Here is a 20,660-nt window from a genome sequence, read left to right as displayed (position 1 = left end):
AGGCAGACCGAAACGAATACAAGAAAACCCCAGCAACCCAACTCCCCCCACCTGAGAAATATTCAGCTCGCCGGCACATTTCGCCAAGGATTCCTTATATTGTCCCAACCGAACACCGCAGGATCAATCAGACTGCAGCACAACGGCATCCATACGCCGTGCCAGCACGCGCGGTGCGGTCTCGATCAGGAACATCGAAACGAAAACGCCGCAGATAAGGCCGCCCAGCGCGAACTGCAACGTGAACTGGATCCCGGCATGCTGCGCGATATACCCGGCGACGGCAGGCGCCACGCCGCCGCCGAAAATCTCGCCGGCGCCCGAGGTGATGCCGATGGCCGAGGCGACAAGGCCCGCCGGCGCGGCTTCGGTTGCGATCGGCCCCGTGAGGACGCCGAGCATGCCGAGCGAGAAGAACGACACGACAAAGAGGACAGCGAAGAGTGCCCAGGGATTCGCGCCAATGCGGGCGAAGACATAGAGGGAAATCGCCGCGCCCGCGAACGCAATGACCGAGGTCGGCCGCCGCCCCGCGAAATCCGAAAGACTGGCGAGGCCGAACTCGCCCAGAAAGCCGCCGAAGCCGATGGCCGAAACGACAAAGCCCATGTGCGAGGTGTCGAGGTGCAGGTAGTCGACCAGATAGTTCGGCACCATCGCGCCGATCACGAAGATGCCGGCCATCGCGCAGAGCGTCGCCAGCATGGCCAGCACGACATTGCGGCTGCCGAAGAGCGCGCTCCAGCGCGGCCGGTTTGCATCGCGCGCGGTCAGCCCGCCCATGCGCTCGCTGCGCGGCGCGTCGCGCAACAGAGCGGCAATCAGCACCGCCACGATCAGCCCCGGAATCGCCGAGACCGCGAACACCCAATGCCATGACGGAACGACGCGCAGCAGTTGCGTGGCGATAATCGGCGCGAGACCGAGTCCCATCAGCGCGAACATGCTGAGCTGCAGCCCCTGGTTGAGGCCGCGACGCGACGGATGCGAGGCCTCGCCCACGGCCGCGACGCTGGCCGGCAAAAACGCGCCTTCGGCCACGCCCATCAGCCCGCGGATCAGCAGCAGGCTTAAAAAGCCGCCGGCGAGCCCTGAAAAACTCGAGAGCAGCGAGAACATCACCATCGCGCCGATCATGATCTTGCGGCGGCCGATGCTGTCGGACAGACGGCCCATGGTGATCGAGAACAGACCCCAGGCAATACTGAGTATGCCGATCAGCGAACCGAGCTGCTGATAGTTCAGGCCCAGGTCCTTCATCATGTGCGGAAAGAGCGGCGCGATCATCCAGCGGTCGAGCCCGACCAGACCGAAGCCGATGGCCAGCAGGATCAGCGTTGTGCGTTCGTTGCGCAGATCATGCGCGGCGGAAGGTGTCGTCACCTCGGTCTCCTCGTCTCTATTGGATTCACTTCAGAATTCACGTCAGGGTTCACTTCAAGTTCGATATACGAACAGTACTTCGTTAAACGAACCCGGAGACGTGATGCTAGGAAGCTCCAACGGGGATGTCAATCGAGGGCGACCCTCCTCACACACAATTCGCCATTACATAATCCTTTCATTCCAATGCGCGGGTTGATCCGCATGCCGAAGCTGTTAGCGCTTCAGGGTGATCGCGCCGCCCGAGTCGACCGTCACGCTGACCGCGTCGAGCGCGCTGCCCGTGCAGGGCCCGTCGATACAGCGGCCGTCTTCGAAACGGAACAGCGCGCTATGATGCGCGCACATCAACACCTGCGCGCGATAGCATGAGATCTCGCCGGGCTCGAAATCGAGCGGCACGGAAAAATGCGGGCACCGGTTCACATAGGCCCATACCGCTTCCCCGCGCCGCACGATGATGACCGGCACGCCCGCTTCGGCGTTATCGATAACCTTTGCGCCGCCGTCGGGAATATCGGCCACCCGGCACACTCCGCGCCCGTCCATCGCTCACACCCTCCGCTCGGGATTGCCGAGGCTCCAGTCCCAGGGACGGATTTCGACGCGATCGAACAAGCCCGCCTGCATGTACGGGTCGTTGCTCACGAAGGCCATGACGTCGTCCAGACCTTCCGCTTCGATCACGAGCAAGGTTCCGTTCATGGCGTCGCCACGGGGCGCGAGCGTGGGTCCGCCAAGCCGCACGAATACGCCGTGCTGCATGGCGCTGCGCAGATAGGTTCGATGGACCGGGCGCACGCGCTCGCGCACGTCGCGCATATCGGGTTTGTCGGTGGCGAAAACGGCGTAGAAACGTGCCATGGCGTTCAGCTCCCTCCAATGTCGTTCAGTCTTTCGTTGCCGGGCAAAGCCACGGTGCTCAGCCCGGCGCGACGCCTTCCCAGGCCCGCTGCAGCAGCGCGCGAATCGCCTCGCGCTCCACGGCGCGCGGGTTCGCGTAAGGGTTCCGGCTGGCAAGATCGGCCGCTTCGTCGAGTCCCGTTTCCGGCATGCCGATCTCCTTCAGCGCCGCCGGAATGCCGAGCGCGCGATTCAGCGCGTACAGCAGCGGACCGGCCTGCCCTGCCTCTTCAGCCTTGCCGCCGCCAAGCGCGCGCGCCACGCGCGCAAGCGCTTCGGGCGCCGCCGTATGGTTGTAGTGCGCCGTGTGCGGCAACAGCGCCGCGTGCAGGGCCGCATGCGGCAGATCGAACGTACCGCCCAATGTGTGGCAGAGCTTATGATGCAGCGCCATGCCTACCGCGCCCAGGCACGTGCCGGCAAGCCACGCGCCATACAGCGCGCGGCTGCGCATCGCCGCATCGTCGGGAGTGCGTACGATGACCGGCAGCGCTTCGCCCAGCGCGCGGATCGATTCCTCCGCCATCAGGCTGATGATGGGATTCGCGTCTTCGGCGTAGAGCGCTTCCACCGCGTGCGCCATCGCGTTGACGCCCGAGGCCGCCGAAATGGGCGCCGGCAACGACAGCGTAAGCGACGGATCGTAGATCACCGTGCGCGGCAGCACGCGCGGATCGCGTCCGGTGCGCTTGAGGCCGCCTTCGGTGAGACCGTAAATCGGCGTCATTTCCGAGCCCGCATAGGTCGTGGGCACGGCCAGGATCGGCAGCAACGATTCGAGCGCGATCGCCTTGCCGAGCCCGATGGTCGAACCGCCGCCCACGGCCACGCAGCAATCGGCGTCGAGCGCGTCAGCCGCTACGCACGCGGCGCGGGCAACCTCCACGGGCACGTGCATGACCGCTTCGGCATGCACGCCCGCGGCGCGTGAGCCGAGCGCGCGCGCCACCTCGTCGGCCAGCGCGCGCTGCTCGGGCGTCGCCAGAATCAGCGCGCGCCGTGCCCCCAGCCGCTCGACCTCCTCGGGCAAGCGGGCAAGCGCGCCCCACTCGAACACCACGCGCGAGGGCATCCCCTGCCAGACGAATCGCTCCATGTGAGCCTCAGCGCTTGAAGTGCGGCGGCACGTTGCCATCCACGTTGACCCAGACCGAGCGCGCTTCGGTGTAGTCGTGCATCGCCTCGAAGCCCATTTCGCGGCCATAGCCCGACTGCCCCACGCCGCCGAACGGGCTGCCCGGGTTCACGCGCTTGTAGCAGTTGATCCAGCACATGCCCGCGTGAATCTGCCCGGCCAGGCGATGGGCGCGCGACAGGTCGCGCGTCCAGAGGCCGCTGCCGAGCCCATACTGCGTGCCGTTCGCGATGGCGAGCGCTTCCTCGTCGGTGCGAAAACGCAGCACGGTAACGAACGGTCCGAACACTTCCTCCTGCGCGACGCGGTCGCGCGGGCTCGCCGCTTCCACGACGGTCGGACTCACGTAATAGCCGTTGGCGAGCGACGCATCGCGCGGCGCGCTGCCGCCCGTCAGCACGCGGCCGCCCTCTTCGCGCGCTACGTCGACGAATGCCAGCACGCGCTCCTGATGCTGCTTCGACGTGAGCGGCCCCATCTCCGTTTCGGGATCGAGCGGATGGCCGACACGGATCGACGACGCCAGCGCGACGAAGCGCTCGAGAAAAGCATCGGCGATACGCTCGTGCAGGATGAGCCGCGAGCCGGCAATGCAGGCCTGCCCCTGGTTGTGAAAGATCGCCCACGCGGCGCCGTTGACGGCGGCGTCGAGATCGGCGTCGTCGAACACGATGTTGGCGCCCTTGCCGCCCAGTTCGAGCTGCACGCGCTTGAGGTTGCCCTGCGAGGCTTCGACAATGCGCCGCCCCGTTGCCGTCGATCCGGTGAAGGCGATCTTGCCCACGCCCTCGTGCTCAGCCAGCCGCTGCCCGGCGGTATGCCCGTAGCCCGCGACGATGTTGACGACGCCCGGAGGAAAGCCCACTTCGGCCATCAGCTCGACGATGCGCAGCGTGGAGAGCGGCGTGATCTCGGAGGGCTTCAGCGCGACCGTGTTGCCTGCGGCCAGCGCCGGGCCCATCTTCCAGCTCGTGAACATGAGCGGGAAATTCCACGGCACGATCTGGCCCACCACGCCGATGGGCGTGCGCTGCACGTAGTTCAGAAAACCCGTTTCGACGGGAATCACGGAGCCCTGCAGTTTGTCGGCCATGCCGCCGAAGTAGCGGAAGCACGCGGCCGTGCGCGGCACGTCGAGCGCGCGCGAGTCGCGGATCGGGTGGCCCGTGTCGAGCGATTCGAGCTGCGCGAGTTCCTCGGCGTTCGCCTCGATGGCGTCGGCAAGGCGCAGCAGCAGCCGGCCGCGCTCCGCGGCGGGCAGCGCGGCCCACTTCGGAAAGGCGCGCGCGGCGGCGGCGACGGCGAGATCGACGTCGGCGGCCGTGGCGGCGGCGATCTTCGTGATCAGCGTGCCGTCGTGCGGATTGAGCACGTCGATCGTGCCGCCTTCCACGGCATCGGTGAAGCGGCCGTCGATGAAGAGTTGCGTTTGCATGAGTGTTCCTCGGTGAATGCGGGCGAGCAGCGTGGGCTCAGAAGTCGACGGGATACGGCTTCAGCTCGCCGCTTTCATAGCGCCTGGGCAGATTCGGCGTGGCGTTTTCCCACACGAGCAGCATCGAGCGCTTCGTCGAATAACCCTGGTGGCGAATGTCGGCCGGCATCGCGCAGATGTCGCCCGCGCGCATCGTGATACGCGCACGCGGCGCGCCGGTGTTCTTGTCGCCGATGTCCCAGACGATTTCATCGGAGAGCTGAAGAAACCACTCCACGCGATCGTTGCCGTGGAAGACCGGCAGGATGAATTCCTCGGTGGTCGGGCAAAAGAGGCTCTGGCCGCAGACCGACGTGACGGACGGATTCCACGTGACGTCCGAGCGCGAGAGGTACTTGAACAGGTTGAACGCATGCAGTTGCCCTTCGAAGCCGGGCTCGACGTGCACTTCGGGCTCGTCCTGCGGCACGTCGGCAAAGGCGCGGTTCACGGGCAAATCGTCGCGCAGGGGCGAGTCGCCTTCGAGGCCCGGCATGCGGCGCGTGGCGATGCGCGTGCGCTCGATCGCGGCGTCGTTGTCGCCGTGCTTGCGGCCGAACGCCGTGCCGGTTTCCTCGGGCGCCGCGAACGGATCGAAACCCGCGTTGGTCCAGTCGTGCAGGATCGCCTTGAAGGTCGCCATGATGGCCGGCGTCTCGAAGGTTTCCATGTAGTCCACGCCGGCCTCCTTCATGATGCCGTTGAAGGAGCCCGCATAGATGTCGACCTTGCCGTAATGATTGCGCGTGCCGAACACGTGGTCGAAGTTGACCCAGCCGTAGAAGAAGCCCCAGGCGACGTCGCGCATCATCGCGCGCAGGAAGGCGTCGGCCGGGACCGCATGCGTGCGCGTCTGACCTTTCGCGGGCCAGCTGATTTTCACGAAATACTCGTCGCGCTGGAATTCGAATTGGCCGAGCGTGTAGCGGCGATAGCCGGTCACGGCGTCGGGCTCGCTCGCCTGCACGAGGTCGGCGGCGAAGCCCGCTGCGGGCAGATTGGTGTCGAGGGTTGCCATATTTGTCTCCTGATCCTGGTGGGGTCGTGTGTCGGTGCAGGCCGCTCAGTGCAAGCAGATGTCGGCCCACTTCTGCACCGAAAGCTCGCCGATCATCGTCTGCACGAGCGCCACGCCGGCCCTGGGTGCGTTGAAGCGGTACGCGCAGCCCGCGGGCAGCAGCGCCTGATGGCCGCGGCGCAGCGCGACATGGCCCATCGCGCGCCCCCGCGGAGCCTCGCCCGCGAGGACGGTGCCGGTGCTGCCGGCGGGCGGCGTGTCGAGCTTGATGAAGTCGATGCGCACCTCGCCGTCCATCAGGATGACGAACTCATCGTGCGCGCAGGCGAACCAGGGCGACGGTCCCTCGGTGCGCAGCACCTCGATCACGTATTCGAGGTTCTTGCCGGCCACGACCTTTTCGTAGGGCGCCGACTTCGACGCGACTTCGAAGATGTTGGAAAAGACGTAGTGGCTCGCGGAGCCGCTGGTGATTTCGATCTCGCCCTTGCGATGCTTTTCTAGCGAGCCGAAGTAGGTTTGAAACGACGTAGTGGTCATTGCTGTCTCCTTCACGACGATAGGGAAGTTATCGTTGAGACAACTTTAGGAGCGCAACGGAACCACAACAACCGGCGAGCGAACGATTACGGCATTCGCGCTTCGCGAACAATCCCGCCGCTAGCGCACCCAGCCGCGCTCGAGCAGCGGCAGGTCCCACACGGGCTCGGGGCCGAGGTATTCGGCGAGGAATTCGACAAGCGCCTTCACCTTGAGCGCCTGTCGTTGCGTGGCGGGATAGACGGCCGCGAAGCTCAGCGGCGAAAGCGCGTAATCCGTAAGGATGGGCACGAGCGAGCCGTCGAGCAGCGCGGCGCTCGCCACGAGCGTGGGCAGGCATACCACGCCGCCGCCCGTGAGCGCGTAATCGCGCAGCAGGTGCACCGAATTCGAGCGGATCATGCCCGGCAGCTCCATCTCGACCACTTCGTCGCCGCGCGTCATGGCCCAGCGGTTGCGCGAGGGATAGCCCGAATAAAGCGCCGTGGTGTGCTGCAGCAATTCGCGCGGATGCTGCGGCGCGCCATGCTCGATCACATAGGCGGGCGTCGCGCAGAAGAGCCGCCGCACGGTGAAGAGCTTCCGCTCGATCAGCGACTCGGAGATGGGCGGGAAGATCTGGAACGCGACGTCGAAGCCCTCTTCGATCGGATCGACCACGCGATCGTTGACGATCACGTCGAGCTGGATGCCCGGATAGCGGCGATTGAATTCCGCGAGCGCCGGCCCGAAATGGCCGAGCGCGAAGCCGGGCAGCACCTGAATGCGCAGGCGGCCCGTGGGCGTGGCGCGCAGCTCGCGCATCTGGTCGGTCAGTTCGTTGACGCGCCCCACGACTTCGGCGCACTCGCGGTAGAACGTCTCGCCAACTTCCGAGAGGCGCACGTGCCGTGTGCTGCGATGAAAGAGCGGCGCATCGACGAACTTCTCCAGCTGCTGGATGCGGTTCGTCACCACCGAACTCGTCACGCCCAGCTGTCTTGCGGCTTCGGCGAAGCTGCTGGTCTCCGCCACCCGCACGAAGGCTTCGATGCTCAAAAAGCGGTCCATTCTGCTCCCTCGTCCCCGTGTTCAGGCCCTCAGTGTATACGGGTCGTGCGCTGCCGATCCCGTGGGAAGCAGCAGCGCAAGCGAGGCAAGGGAGCGTGAGGAGCCAACCGCTTCGGTCTCCTTACTCCGGCTGCTCCGCCGCCGGGACGACTGCCGCCAGCCCGCGCTTGCCAAGGCGCGCCGGCGCGGTCTCCACCAGCAGCAGGCTCACGACGATGCCGAGCAGCACGGCGCAGATGGGCAGCCAGAGAATGTTCTGAATGCCGAAGTGTTTGGCGACGAAGCCGGCGAGCGCGGGCGCCACGCCGCCGCCGAAGATCTCGCCCGCGCCCACCACGATACCGATCGAGGTCGAGACCATGCCCGCCGGCGCCGCTTCCGTCGCGACGGGACCGGACAGCAGCGAAACGAGGCCGAGCGTGAAGAACGCCGCGGCGAACAGCGTCGCGAACAGGGCGACCGGCTGGGCGCCGAGCCCGCGGAACACGTAGAGCACGACGGCCGTGCCCGCGAAGCCGACGATGCTCGCAATGCGCCGCCCGGTGAGATCGGAGAGGCCGGGCAAGCCGAATTGCCCGACGAACCCGCCAAAGCCGATTGCCGAAACGATCACGCCCATATGCTGCGTATCGATCGAAAGGTATTCGGTGAGATAGAGCGGCATCATGGCGCCGAGCACGAACACGCCCGTCATGGCGCAAAAGAGCGCGGCCATCGCGACGGGAATGTTGCGGCTCTTCAGCACGTCGCGCCAGTGGCCGCGCTCGCGCTGCACCGTCGCGCGCACCGGTGTCTGCGTGTGCGCGGCCTTCGGTTCGCGAATCACGCGGAACATGAGCAGACCGAGAATCAGCCCCGGAACCGACACGAGCGCGAACACCCAGCGCCAGGTCACCACGTTCAGCAATTGCGTCGCGATGATCGGCGAGAGCGCGAGGCCGAACAACGCGAAGCCGCTTTGCTGGAGCCCGAGGTTGAAGCCGCGGCGCTTCGGGTGCGAGGCGTCCGCGGTCGCGGCGAAGCTGGTCGGACAGAACGAGCCTTCGGCCACGCCCATCAGCGCGCGCACGGCCAGCAGGCTCATGAGGCCGCCGGCGAGGCCCGAGAAGCCGGACAGCAGCGAAAACGCGAGAATCGCGGGAATCAGCACCTTGCGCCGCCCGATCTTGTCGGAAATGCCGCCCATCAGCGCCGCGAAAACGCCCCACGAAAGCCCGAGTATGCCGATGCAGTTGCCGACGTCCTGCGCATCCAGATGCAGGTCTTTCATGATGGACGGAAAGAGCGGCGCGATCAGCCACCGGTCGAGGCCCACGAGGCCGAATCCTAGCGCCAGCAGCGCCACGGCCTTCCATTCGTAGGCCACGTCCCATTCGTTCGATTTCATCTGTGTCTCCTTGAATCGACTCGGCATCGGGACCGCCCCGGCTTCGTGCGTCGATGGCGCAAAGATAGGGGCAAGGGCAACACGGCAGGAACGGGATAACGACCGAATACGTCATTCGCGGATCGCGAACAATCACGGCGGCTCACCGCCGGATTGCGGCCGTGCAAGGCGGCCGGCGACGCGTCATGCGTCCCGGCCGGGGTGATTCGTCCTACCCAGGATAACTACGGGTAGACGTGGAGGAAACGGGAAGGCGGTAGTCCTGAGCGTTCGCCGGAAACGCCCGTTGCGGGCGCTCGCCCGTGCTAGTGCGCAGCCGCCTGGCCGCCGCCGCAGGCGGCAATGTCGCGCTCCGCCACGCCCACCATCCGCGCGGCGTCGACGATCTGCGCCCAGCTCGTCGCATCGACAGGAATGCCATGCTCCCCGCGCGTGCGCCGCGTCGCGTCCTCGCGTTCGCCGGGCAGCAGCACTTCATCCACGCCCGGCTCGCGGCGCGTGGCCTTCAGCCACGCCACGAACGCCTGCGCTTCGCTGTCGCGTGACGGCGCATCGAACGCGTCGGGATCGACGATCACCGAGGTCATGCAGTTGACGATCGCATGGCTCGTGACGATGGTTTCGGTGTGCGAGGTAAAACCGCCGCTCAGCGCCCCGGCAAGCAGCTCGCACATCGCCGCGAGCCCCGAGCCCTTATGGCCGGCCACAGCACCCCCAAACGCCCGCAGCGCGCCGTGCTGCGCTTCGGAGAAGAGTGCGCCGGGGTCGCGGGTCGGCCGGCCGTCCTGGTCGATCAGGGTCTCGTGCGGCACCTCCACGCCCTTGTTGTACGCCACGCGCACCTTGCCCGCCGCGATCGCGCTCGTGGCGAAGTCGAGCACGATGGGCGCTTGCCCCGGGCGCACGAACGCGGCGCAGAACGGATTGGTGCCGAAGCGCCGGTCGATGCCGCCGAACGGGGCGACGAGCGGGTCGCCGGCCACGTTCACAAAGTGGAACGACACGAGCCCGGCACGCGCGCACTGCTCGGCCCAGTGACCGATGCGGCCGATGTGATGGGCGTTGCGCAGTCCGACCGCGCAAATGCCGAGGGCCTTCGCACGTTCGATGCCGCGCTCCATGGCCTCGAACGCGACCACCTGACCGAAACCGCGCCCGCCCTCCATCGTCAACACGGCGCCCGCGTCGCGCACCAGTTCGACGTGCGCATTGAGCTTCAGTTCGCCCTCGCGGCACGACAGCACGTAGCGCGGAATCATGCCCACGCCGTGCGAGTCGTGACCGGCGAGGTTCGCGCCGACAAGGTGATCGGCCACGAGCGCCGCCTCGCGCGCCTCGCTGCCCGCGGCGCGCCAGATGGCGACGACGAATGCGTGCAGCGCTTGCGCGGGGATGACGACTTCGGAACCCGTGGAGACGGCGGCGTTCGGCATGGGATCAACCTCTCAGGTGACAGTAATGAAAGAAAACATCAATCCAGCTCACCCTGACAAAGGTACTTGATCAAGCGATCGCCGTCGAGATTCCTCCGTGTTCCGGCATGGCAACCCTCTCCTGGCCCCGCCCCACGCTTATCGTGCCTGCACCTCGTCGCGCAGCATCTGCGCGATATACGGCGTGCCGGTCCACTGCCCATGCAATCCTTGCCGAAATGGGCTTCGCGCCAATGGCGCGTCGCTTCGTAGACCATAACATCCCGGCGGCAGGATCCGCCGATGGGATCCGTTCGGGAACCCGACGCCCCATTTGCATCTTCTGCTCGTTTACGATATTTTATGCTCGTTTTTGATCTATCCCGCACGCGGGATCCGGCACCGAAATCCGAGACGAGCGTATGCAACGAACCCGAACGGAAGCCCTGGAAGGGCTCATGCCCGACGAACGCGAGCGGCTGATACTGGAGCGCCTGCGTAGCGACGGCCGCGTGCTGGCCGCCCAGCTCGCCACGGAATTCAACACCTCCGAGCACACTGTCCGTCGCCACCTGCGCGACCTGGCGGACGCCGGACACTGCAAGCGCGTCTATGGCGGCGCGCTGCTCGCCTCGCCGGCCGACCAGCCGCTCGCGGCACGCATGCAGGAAGACCGGCAGGCGAAAGCGCGTCTTGCGAGCGTGGCCGCGTCGATCGTGCAGCGCGGCCAGGTCATTCTGCTCGACGTCGGCTCGACCAATGCGGAAATCGCGGCCGCACTGCCCGATCATGCCGATCTCACCGTGATCACCACCTCGCCCGAAGCGTGCGTGCGCCTCGTGCATCGCCCGGGTTTCAAGGTGGTTCTGATCGGCGGCTCCATCGGGCCACGCGTGGGCGGCACCGTCGGGGCAACGGCGCTGGCCCAGCTCCAGCAAATACGCGCCGATCTCTGCTTCGTCGGCGTCTGCGCGCTCGATCCGGCCGAAGGCCTCGCCGCATTCGATGCCGACGATGCGGAGATGAAACGCGCCATGATCCGGGCGAGCGGTCTCGCCGCCGCCGCCGTCACGTGCGCGAAGCTGATGCGCTCCGCGCCGTTTACGGTCGCGCCCGTGGCCGGGCTCGACTATCTGATCGTCGAGCCCGAAGTCCGGCGCACGCACCTCGCGCAATTGCGCAAGGTGTGCGACAACGTTCTGGTGGCCCGCTCGTGAATCTCGTCAAGGAACGCTTCGCCACGGTTGCCGTGTTCTCCGCGAACGGCTTCGCGATTGGCGCGTGGGCGGTCGAAGTGCCGCGCGTGAAGGAAAAGCTCGCGCTGTCCGACACGGCGCTCGGCATCGCGCTCTTCGCGTTCGCGCTGGGCGCGATCGTCGCAATGCCGCTCGCCGGCCGGTTCGCGGCGAAACTCGGCAGCGGCCGCACAACCGCGCTGCTTGGCGCGCTCTTCATCGTTGCCTTCCCGCTGCCCGCGCTAGTACCGCATTTCGTACTGCTATGCCTGGCACTGCTCTTCTTCGGTGCAACCAACGGCGCGCTCGACGTATCGATGAACGGTCATGCAAGCGCGATCGAAACCGCGTGGCGCGCACCGATCATGTCGTCGTTTCATGCGGCCTGGAGCGCGGGCGGTCTGGTCGGCGCGGCCACCGGCACGACGCTGCAGAAGCTAGGCGTGAGCGTATCGGGCGGCCTCGCGCTGCCCGACGTGCTCGTCGGCCTGCTGATCGTCGCTGCGATGACTGCCGCGCTGCGCGATATCGGACCGCGCCTCGCGAAGGCCAGCGGCTTCGCGCTGCCCACTCGCGCCGTGATGAAGCTCGCGGCGCTCGCCTTTCTCTGCATGATGATGGAGGGCGCGGTGGCCGACTGGAGCGCCGTGTTCTTGCGCTCGGTACTGACACACGATGCGGCAAGCGCGGGGCTTGGTTATTCCGCGTTTGCGCTTTCGATGGCGGCGTGCCGCGTGGTGGGCGACGTTTCGGTGCGGCGCCTCGGGCCGGGCCGGGTCGTCGCGCTGGGCGGCCTGCTTGCGGCGTCGGGGCTCGCGCTCGTACTCGAGCTGCCGAACCTCGTCACGGCGGTGGCCGGTTTCGCGCTGATCGGCATGGGTCTCGCGAACGTCGTGCCGGTTATTTTCAGCGCCGCGGGACGCTCGACCGAAACGCCGGCAACCGGCGTTTCGATGGCCGCGACGCTCGGCTATGCCGGTTTTCTCGTCGGGCCGCCCGTGATCGGCTTCGGCGCCGGTTTGTTCGGTCTGAGGACTGCGCTGTGCGTGCTGCTGCTCGCCGCCGTGACGGTGGGTCTCGCGGGTGCGCGGGCCGTGCGCAACCAGGCTCCGGTCGCCGATACGCTGCCGGAACGCCGCGCGCTCGACGAATGCCCTTGATCGGTTAGCATAACGAATAATCTGGCCGAACGGAAAATACCGTTGCGCCGCTCACGCAGCCTTGTGAAGCGGCGCCTCGGCCGCCGAGACCTCGGGCCCGGGCACGACCAGCACATTGCAGCTCACCCGGTCGAGCAGCAGCCGGTCGTCGCGCCCGTCCCACCAGCGTGCGAACGCGCCCCTGCGGTGATGCCCCAGCACGACGAGGTCGGCGTTCAACTCCGCCGCGAACCTCGCGATCACGTCGACAGGATTGCCCACGGCGAAGTGGCCCGTCGCCACGAGCCCGCTCCCGCTCAGGCATTCCACGCCTTCGCGCAGCACGTCCTGCGCCGTCTGCTCGGCCAGATCGACGGGCATCGCAAAGCCGACGTCCGCCCCCCACTGCCCCGGCTCCCGTTCAAGCACGGCGAGCAGATGGGCCTGCGCCGCGTAATGACGTGCCAGATCGGCGCCTTCGCGCAAGGCGCGGCGCCCTTCCCGCGTTGCGTCGTAGCAAAGCAGAATGCGCCTGAACATTCGATTCCTCCGGCTGGATGGAGGCCGCCATGCGGGCGGGACTGCCCCCGCGCTTCCCACGCCGTGCCGCTTCGACACCGGCGTTTCGCGAGCATGCCAGCCTCGTAGCCGCGGGGGTTGCCTTCATTATAGATCATGTTGTGATATATAATGAGCCGGCCGGATCAGTAAACGTCGCGCACGTAACGCTTTTCCCGGGTCAAAATACTGACGAATTCGTGCGCCCTGTCGGCATCCATGCCGCCATGCGCCATGACGATATCCCTGAGCGCGGCGTCCACGTCTTTTGCCATGCGGCTCGCGTCGCCGCATACATACAGGTGCGCGCCCTCCTGCAGCCACGCCCAAAGCTGCGCGCCCTGCTCGCGCATCCGGTCCTGCACGTAGATCTTTTCGTGCTGGTCGCGCGAGAACGCGAGGTCGAGCCGTTCGAGATGGCCGTCCCCCTGCATTGCTTCGAATTCCTCACGATAGTAGAAGTCCGTTGCCGCGCGCTGCTCGCCGAAGAACAGCCAGTTGCGGCCACGGTCGCCGCGCGCGCGCCGTTCGTGCAGGAAGGCGCGGAACGGCGCAACGCCGGTGCCGGGACCCACCATGATCATGGGCGTATCGCCGTGGCGCGGCGGACGAAAGTGCGTGCTCTTCTGCACGAACACCGGCACGCTGCCCGCCTCGGCGCGGTCGGCGAGGAAGGTCGAGGCCACGCCTTTGCGTTCGCGCCGGCCGTTGCTGTAGCGCACCGTGGAGACGGTGAGATGCACTTCTCCCGCATGCGCCTTCGGGCTCGACGAGATCGAATACAGGCGCGGCTGCAGGCGCTTGAGCATGCCCAGCAGTTCGGCGGCCGAAAGTTCGACGGGAAACTCGTGCAGCACGTCGGCAAGCTGCTGCCCCCACAGCCAGTCGCGCAGATCGATCTTGCGCTCCTCGGCCAGCAGGTCGACGAGGCCGCCTGAGCGCGTGCGCGAGGCGATGAAGTGCAGCGCGTCCGGGCCGGGTCGCGCGATTTCGTAGTGCCGGCCCAATGCGTCGGCAAGACGCATCTCGCCCACACCGCTCACGTTCACCGGCGCCTCGGCGGGGAGGCGCGTGAGCGCGAGCAACTCGTCCACGAGCGCCGGGCAGTTGGTGGGCCATACGCCCAGCGCGTCGCCGGCTTCGTATTCGAGCCCCGCCTCGCCCGCCGCAAGGGCGAAGTAGCGCGTATCCTTCGCCGCGCCCTTGCTGTTCAGGCGCACGTTCTTCACGAGGCGCGACGCCGCCGGGCGCGCCTTCGTCGGCGCGCAGCCGGGCAGCACCTCGGGAATCGCCCCGTCGGCCGGCACGGCATGCAGCGCCGCATCCTCGGCCTTGATGCGCGCGACGATCTGCTCGAACCAGGCGTCTGCCGTGGGCTGGTATTCGGCGTCGCAGTCGGTGCGCGCCAGGAGGCGCACGGCGCCCAGCGCCTCGAGGCGGGCGTCGAGGTTGCGGCCATGGCCGCAGAACTGGTCGTAGTTGCGGTCGCCGAACGCCAGCACCGCGTAGCGCAGCGCGTCGAGCCGCGGCGCGTTATCTGCCTTGAGCGCACGCCAGAATGCCTCGCCGTTGTCCGGCGCGTCGCCGTCGCCGAACGTACTCGTCATCAGGAGTGCATACTGTGCCTTTGCGAACTGAGCGGGCGGATAGTCCGCCATGCACGCCGTGCGGATCTCGAAGCCCGACTCCATCAGTTGCGTCGCATAGCGCTCGACCAGCGATTCGACGTTGCCCGTCTGCGAGGCCCACAGCAGCACGACCTTCGGGCGGGAGTGCACGATGCGCACGCTGCCTTCGCTCTCTTCCGGCCCCGCGAGCACGCCCGGAATCGCGGCGCGCGCCTCGTTCGTCCTGCTGAAGAGCCCCGCAAGCAATCCGTCGAGCCATGCGTGCGCGTCTTCGGGAAACGGTGCATGGGCCGGCAGAACCGGCACGCCCGCGGACTGCCCAGCGTCGGGCGTTCGCAAGCCGCTCACGAAGCCGGCCAGGTACTGCCGCTGCGTCTCGCTCAAGGCGGGCGCGGCAACCCGATCGAGACCGAGGAACGTTGAAAAAGCGTCGATACGGGACATGTCGTGTTCCTGCGGCTGTTTTGCGGCATCGGCGGCATTCGCGCCGGCCGGCTTGCGCCCGGGCTCGACGCGCGACAGCGCGACGGCGCAGAATTTCAGTTCGGGCTGCTGGGAAACGGGATCGATGGCGTCGTTCGTGACCGCGTTCACGCAGAGGTCTTCTCCGAATACGTCGTTCCAGTGCATGGGCGCAAAGCAATTGCCGGGCAGCACGCGCGCGCTGACCACCGCGGGCAGCACCACGCGGCCGCGGCGCGAGCGAACTTCCACGCGGTCTTTCTCCGCGATGCCGAGCGCACTGGCGTCTTCGGGGTGAATCTCGACGAACGGCCCCGGGTTGAGCCGGTTCAGCATGGCCACCTTGCCGGTCTTCGTCATGGTGTGCCATTGATGCTGGAGGCGCCCTGTGTTGAGGACTACAGGGTAAATCTCGTCGGGCAATTCGGCGGGCGCGGCATGGGGTCGGGCGAAGAACACCGCCTTGCCGCTGGGTGTCGCAAAGGCAAGGCGCGGCCGGGTGCCGTCGGCGCGCGAGCGCGAAGTTTGGCTCACGCCGTCGTTCAGGTAGCGCAACGGGTTGCGATCGTACCGAGTGCCCGGCGCACACGGCCATTGCAGCGGCGTTTCGCGCAGCCGCGCGTAATTCGCGCCGCGCAGATCGTAGCCCGTTTTCGGGTTCGAGAAGCACGCGATCTCGTCGAAGACCTCGGCGGCACTCGCGTAGCTGAACGCGTGCGCGTAGCCCATTTCGCAGGCCACGCGCGCGACGATCTGCCAGTCGGCCAGCGCCTCGCCGGGCGGCTCGATGGCCTGCTGCGCGAGCGTCATGTTGCGCTCGGAATTGATCAGCACGCCGTCGGCTTCGGCCCATAGCGCGCCAGGCAGCAGCACATCGGCGTACAGGTTCGTTTCGGTATCGAGAAAGGCGTCCTGCGCGATGACGAGCTCCGCCGCCTTCAGCCCCGCCACGACCGTCTGCCGGTTGGCCACCGTCGCCACCGGATTCGTGCAGATGATCCAGCAGGCCTTGATTTCGCCGGCGGCCATGCGCGAGAACATGTCCACGGTGCCGCCGCCCACCTTCGTGGGCAACGTGCCGGGCGCGAGGCCCCAGGCCGCTTCCACGAACGCGCGGTCGTCCTCCACGAGCACCGAACGCTGACCGGGCAGGCCCGGCCCCATGTAACCCATCTCGCGCCCGCCCATCGCATTCGGCTGGCCTGTGAGGGAAAACGGCCCGCTGCCGGGGCGGCAGATCTTGCCGGTGGCGAGGTGCAGATTGCAGATGGCGTTGGTGCTCCACGTGCCGTGGGTGCTCTGGTTCAGGCCCATCGTCCAGCAGCTCATCCACTCCGGCGCCTCGCCTATCCACTGCGCGGCGCGGCGGATGTCGTCCTCCGCGAGGCCCGTGAGGGCCGCTACTTTTTCCGGCGTGTAGTCGGCCAGAAACGCGGGCATGGCGTCCCAGCCCTCGGTGTGCTCGTCGATGAAGGCCGCGTCGGTGTGACCGTTCGCGTGGAGCAGATGCAGGAGGCCGTTGAGCAGCGCGAGATCGGTGCCCGGCCGGATCTGCAGGAAAAACGAGGCCTTCTCCGCCGTCGCGGTGCGGCGCGGGTCCACCACGATCAGCTTCGCGCCAGCCTTCACGCGGTCCATCATGCGCAGGAACAGGATGGGGTGGCAGTCGGCCATGTTCGCGCCGATCACGAAGAAGAGATCGGCGCGATCGAAGTCCTGATAGGAACCCGGCGGGCCGTCCGCGCCCAATGAGAGCTTGTAGCCGCTGCCCGCGCTCGCCATGCACAGGCGCGAGTTCGACTCGATGTTGTTCGTGCGCACGAAGCCCTTCGCGAGCTTGTTGACGAGATACTGCGCCTCGATCGACATCTGCCCGGAGACGTAGAACGACAGCGCATCGGGGCCATGCGCTTCGAGCATCGAGCGCAGGCGCCGCGCGGTATCGGCAATTGCCTCGTCGAGTGCGAGCGGCACCGGGTCTTCGCCGCGCGCATGACGCACGAACGCGCGTTCGAGCCGGCCCGATTTGCGCAGCGCCACGTGCGCCGACGATCCCTTCGTGCACAGCCGGCCGAAATTGGTCGGATGATCGGGGTCGCCCGCGATCTTCGTGACCTGGCCGTCCGCGACCTGCAGGATCATGCCGCAGCCCACGCCACAGTAGGGACACACGCTCTTTACGCTCTTGCTCGTCATGCCGTGCGCTCGATATCAGCGTTGAAAGGAACGGGACGCGCGGCTCATGCCGCCACATACACCTCGCCGTTCACCACGCGCGCGGCATACGGGCTGACCGACTGCTGCGGCGCTTCGAGGCACTCGCCGGTCGCCAGATCGAAGTGATGCTTGTAGATCGGCGAGGCCACGACGATACGCTCGCCGAGGCTCCCAACGAGACCGCGCGAGAGCACGGCGGCCTGCGAGTTGGGATCGTAGTTGCCGATGGCGAAGACGCGCGCGGCGCCGTCGTCCACATGAAAGACGGCCACCTGCTCGCCGTTCACGAGCGCGCACACGCCTGTGTTCGGCACGATATCGTCGAGCCGGCACACCGAAGTCCAGTGCGTGGAATGGGTTAGATCGCTCATTTCGCTCTCCTGTTTAAAAGGACACAGTTCAGACCGCTTCGACGGCAACCGGAATCTCTTCCAGGGCGGCACGCGCTGTGCCCTCAGGTTCGGCCGCACGCTCGGCGGGCGTGGCCGGACGGATCTGGCCGCGCTCTTCGACGAAGCGCACGTGCTGGTCGCCCGCATCGCTATTGACGAAGTGACGAAAGCGCCGCCGCGTATCCGGGTCGGTCACGGCCTTCTTCCATTCGCACTCGTAGGTCTCTACCACGTGCTGCATTTCGCTTTCGAGCTCGGCTGCGAGGCCCAGCCTGTCGTGCACCACCACGTCGATCAGATACTCGAGGCCGCCTTCGAGGTTGTCGCGCCACACGCTCGTGCGCTGCAGGCGATCGGCCGTGCGCACGTAGAACATCAGGAAGCGGTCGATGTAGCGGATCAGCGTGGTCTTGTCGAGGTCCGCGGCAAGCAGTTCCGCATGACGCGGTTTCATGCCGCCGTTGCCGCAGACATAGAGATTCCAGCCCTTCTCCGTCGCGATCACGCCGATATCCTTGCCCTGCGCCTCGGCGCACTCGCGCGTGCAGCCCGAGACGCCGAACTTGATCTTGTGCGGCGCGCGCAAGCCCTTGTAGCGGTTCTCCAGCTCGATGGCGAGGCCCACCGAATCGCCCACGCCGTAGCGGCACCACGTGGAGCCCACGCACGACTTCACGGTGCGCACCGCCTTGCCGTAGGCATGTCCCGATTCGAAGCCCGCCGCGATCAGCTCTTCCCAGATCGAGGGCAACTGCTCGACGCGCGCCCCGAACAGATCCACGCGCTGGCCGCCCGTGATCTTCGTATAGAGCCCGTACTTCTTCGCCACCTGCCCCACCGCGATCAGCCCTTCCGGCGTCACCTCGCCGCCGGCCATGCGCGGCACGACCGAATAGGTGCCGTCGCGCTGGATGTTGGCGAGGTAGTAATCGTTGGAGTCCTGAAGACTGGCGTGTTCCTTCTTGAGCACGAATTCGTTCCAGCACGACGCGAGAATGCCGGCCACGGCGGGCTTGCAGACGTCGCAGCCCAGGCCCTGGCCATGTTTCGCGAGCAATTCGGGGAAGGTTTTGATGCCTTCCACGCGCACGATGTGATAGAGCGCCTGGCGCGAATAGCGGAAGTGCTCGCATACATGGTTGTTGACGGCGAGCCCCTGGCGCCGCATCTCCGACTTCATCACCTGGGTCACGAGCGGCACGCAGCCGCCGCACGAGGTCCCCGCACAGGTGGCGCTCTTCACGGCCGCGATGGTCGTCGAGCCCTCGCGCACCGCAGCGCAGATCTGCGCCTTCGAAACGTTGTTGCACGAGCAGATCTGCGCGCCGTCGGGCAGCGCCTCCACGCCGAGAGCCGGCCTGGCCTTGCCGCCGGACTCGGGAAGAATCAGGAATTCGGGCGCCTCGGGAAGCTCGATGCGGTTGAGCATCATCTGCTGCAGCGTGCCGTAATCGCCGGCGTCGCCTACCATCACCGCGCCGAGCAGTTGCTTGCCGCAGTCGGACACGACGATCTTCTTGTAGACCTGGCGGCGCTCGTCGGCATAGCGGTACGCGCGGCTGCCCGGCGTTTTCCCGTGCGCGTCGCCCATGCTCGCCACGTCCACGCCCATCAGCTTGAGCTTCGTGCTCATGTCGGCACCGGCGAAGCCTGCCTCCTCGCCCGCCAGCGCCTTCGCCGCGACGCGGGCCATGTCGTAGCCCGGCGCGACGAGGCCGAAGATCTGGCCGCGCCACGACGCACATTCGCCGATTGCATAGATATCCTGATCGCTCGTGCGGCACCGGTCGTCGATCGCCACGCCGCCGCGCGCGCCGAGTTCGAGCCCGCAGGCGCGGGCGATCTCGTCGCGCGGGCGAATGCCGGCCGAGAACACGATCATGTCCGCTTCGAGGTGCGAACCGTCGGCGAATACCATGCGGTTCGCCGCCGTTTCGCCGTCGACGATCGCCGTGGTCTGCTTCTGCGTATGCACGGCCACGCCCAGTTCCTCGATCTTGCCGCGCAGCACGCGGCCGCCGTCGTCGTCCACCTGCACGGCCATGAGGCGCGGCGCGAATTCGACCACATGGGTTTCCAGCCCCATGTCGCGCAGCGCCTTTGCGCATTCGAGGCCGAGCAGCCCGCCGCCCACCACTACGCCCGTGCGGGCGCGCGCGCCGCGGTCCTGCATGGCTTCGAGGTCTTCGATGGTTCGGTACACGAAACAGTCTGGACGGTCGTTGCCCGAGATGGGCGGCACGAACGGCGACGAACCCGTGGCAAGCACGAGCTTGTCGTAGTGCAGCGTTTCGCCGTTGGAAACCGTGACGGTGCGCGCCGCACGATCCACGGCGACCGCCTTCGCGCCCAGCACGAGACGCACGTTGTCGCGATCGAAGAAACCGGCCTCGACGAGCGAGAGATCCGCGGCCGAGGTGCCCGAAAAGAACGCGGAGAGGTGCACGCGGTCATACGCCGGGCGCGGTTCCTCGCATAGCACGGTCACCCGTACCGGCGGCGCGCCTTCGGCAAGCAGGCATTCGAGAAATTTGTGGCCCACCATGCCATGGCCGACTACGACGACTTCCATGACGGAGGAGCCACCGACTGCTAACGGGGATTGCACCATGCTGAGCACCCTGAAAATAAAAAGGCGTCCCGCGATACCGGCTTGCGAGAAGCCGGATTCGGGGGACGCCATTGCCCTGTTTTGCTGTGGCAGGTCGAGCACTGCTTTGTCGCGAC

16 protein-coding genes are annotated in these 20,660 nt (G+C 66.8%); 2 read left to right on the top strand and 14 right to left on the bottom strand.

What is annotated here, in order from left to right; genetic code table 11:
• Window positions 1–123: 123 nt before the first annotated feature.
• The 10 genes from BAC01S_RS06980 to BAC01S_RS06935 all read right to left on the bottom strand — a co-directional run bounded on the left by BAC01S_RS06980 (window position 124) and on the right by BAC01S_RS06935 (window position 10,323).
• Window positions 124–1,383, bottom strand: a complete 1,260-nt coding sequence (locus BAC01S_RS06980) for an MFS transporter (protein ID WP_043201406.1) — start codon at window positions 1,381–1,383, stop codon at window positions 124–126.
• Window positions 1,384–1,599: 216 nt separating this feature from the next.
• Window positions 1,600–1,932 (bottom strand): Rieske (2Fe-2S) protein, encoded by a 333-nt coding sequence (locus BAC01S_RS06975; RefSeq protein WP_027794104.1) that lies wholly within the window; start codon window positions 1,930–1,932, stop codon window positions 1,600–1,602.
• A 3-nt stretch (window positions 1,933–1,935) separates the two neighbouring features.
• Entirely contained in the window at window positions 1,936–2,247 is a 312-nt protein-coding gene (locus tag BAC01S_RS06970) for a YciI family protein (protein WP_027794103.1), read from the bottom strand.
• A gap of 58 nt (window positions 2,248–2,305) precedes the next feature.
• Window positions 2,306–3,382 (bottom strand): maleylacetate reductase, encoded by a 1,077-nt coding sequence (locus BAC01S_RS06965; RefSeq protein WP_027794102.1) that lies wholly within the window; start codon window positions 3,380–3,382, stop codon window positions 2,306–2,308.
• Window positions 3,383–3,389: 7 nt separating this feature from the next.
• Window positions 3,390–4,856 (bottom strand): aldehyde dehydrogenase family protein, encoded by a 1,467-nt coding sequence (locus BAC01S_RS06960; RefSeq protein WP_027794101.1) that lies wholly within the window; start codon window positions 4,854–4,856, stop codon window positions 3,390–3,392.
• Window positions 4,857–4,893: 37 nt separating this feature from the next.
• Window positions 4,894–5,913 carry a hydroxyquinol 1,2-dioxygenase gene (locus BAC01S_RS06955; RefSeq protein ID WP_027794100.1) on the bottom strand — a complete coding sequence of 340 codons (1,020 nt, stop codon included), beginning with the start codon at window positions 5,911–5,913 and terminating at the stop codon, window positions 4,894–4,896.
• Window positions 5,914–5,958: 45 nt separating this feature from the next.
• Complete coding sequence (locus tag BAC01S_RS06950) at window positions 5,959–6,453, bottom strand: cupin domain-containing protein (protein ID WP_027794099.1); 495 nt, start codon at window positions 6,451–6,453, stop codon at window positions 5,959–5,961.
• A 120-nt stretch (window positions 6,454–6,573) separates the two neighbouring features.
• Window positions 6,574–7,503 (bottom strand): LysR family transcriptional regulator, encoded by a 930-nt coding sequence (locus BAC01S_RS06945; RefSeq protein ID WP_027794098.1) that lies wholly within the window; start codon window positions 7,501–7,503, stop codon window positions 6,574–6,576.
• 121 nt (window positions 7,504–7,624) lie between these two features.
• Window positions 7,625–8,890, bottom strand: a complete 1,266-nt coding sequence (locus BAC01S_RS06940; RefSeq protein WP_027794097.1) for an MFS transporter — start codon at window positions 8,888–8,890, stop codon at window positions 7,625–7,627.
• Between the two features lie 305 nt (window positions 8,891–9,195).
• Window positions 9,196–10,323 (bottom strand): malate/lactate/ureidoglycolate dehydrogenase, encoded by a 1,128-nt coding sequence (locus BAC01S_RS06935; RefSeq protein WP_027794096.1) that lies wholly within the window; start codon window positions 10,321–10,323, stop codon window positions 9,196–9,198.
• A gap of 401 nt (window positions 10,324–10,724) precedes the next feature.
• Here BAC01S_RS06935 and BAC01S_RS06930 point away from each other — a divergent pair, with 401 nt between their 5' ends.
• Both BAC01S_RS06930 and BAC01S_RS30595 read left to right on the top strand, forming a co-directional pair.
• Window positions 10,725–11,519 carry a DeoR/GlpR family DNA-binding transcription regulator gene (locus BAC01S_RS06930; RefSeq protein WP_027794095.1) on the top strand — a complete coding sequence of 265 codons (795 nt, stop codon included), beginning with the start codon at window positions 10,725–10,727 and terminating at the stop codon, window positions 11,517–11,519.
• Window positions 11,516–12,697: an MFS transporter gene (locus tag BAC01S_RS30595; RefSeq protein ID WP_052408707.1), complete on the top strand. Its 1,182-nt coding sequence runs from the start codon at window positions 11,516–11,518 to the stop codon at window positions 12,695–12,697. The genes BAC01S_RS06930 and BAC01S_RS30595 overlap by 4 nt, the downstream gene beginning before the upstream one ends.
• Window positions 12,698–12,748: 51 nt before the next feature.
• Here the strand turns inward: BAC01S_RS30595 and BAC01S_RS06920 are convergent, their stop codons facing one another.
• From BAC01S_RS06920 to nirB, 4 genes are all read right to left on the bottom strand, one after another.
• Window positions 12,749–13,216 carry a universal stress protein gene (locus BAC01S_RS06920; RefSeq protein ID WP_027794094.1) on the bottom strand — a complete coding sequence of 156 codons (468 nt, stop codon included), beginning with the start codon at window positions 13,214–13,216 and terminating at the stop codon, window positions 12,749–12,751.
• 164 nt (window positions 13,217–13,380) lie between these two features.
• On the bottom strand, window positions 13,381–17,520 hold the full coding sequence (locus BAC01S_RS06915) for a bifunctional nitrate reductase/sulfite reductase flavoprotein subunit alpha (RefSeq protein ID WP_027794093.1): 4,140 nt from the start codon (window positions 17,518–17,520) through the stop codon (window positions 13,381–13,383).
• 44 nt (window positions 17,521–17,564) lie between these two features.
• Entirely contained in the window at window positions 17,565–17,912 is a 348-nt protein-coding gene (gene nirD / locus BAC01S_RS06910) for a nitrite reductase small subunit NirD (protein WP_027794092.1), read from the bottom strand.
• A gap of 28 nt (window positions 17,913–17,940) precedes the next feature.
• Window positions 17,941–20,505: a nitrite reductase large subunit NirB gene (gene nirB / locus BAC01S_RS06905; protein ID WP_027794091.1), complete on the bottom strand. Its 2,565-nt coding sequence runs from the start codon at window positions 20,503–20,505 to the stop codon at window positions 17,941–17,943.
• Between the last annotated feature and the right edge of the window lie 155 nt (window positions 20,506–20,660).

Origin of the sequence: Paraburkholderia acidipaludis NBRC 101816 (assembly GCF_000684975.1) — a bacterium.
Classification (GTDB): domain Bacteria; phylum Pseudomonadota; class Gammaproteobacteria; order Burkholderiales; family Burkholderiaceae; genus Paraburkholderia; species Paraburkholderia acidipaludis.
This window is presented reverse-complemented; position numbering and strand designations above follow the sequence as displayed.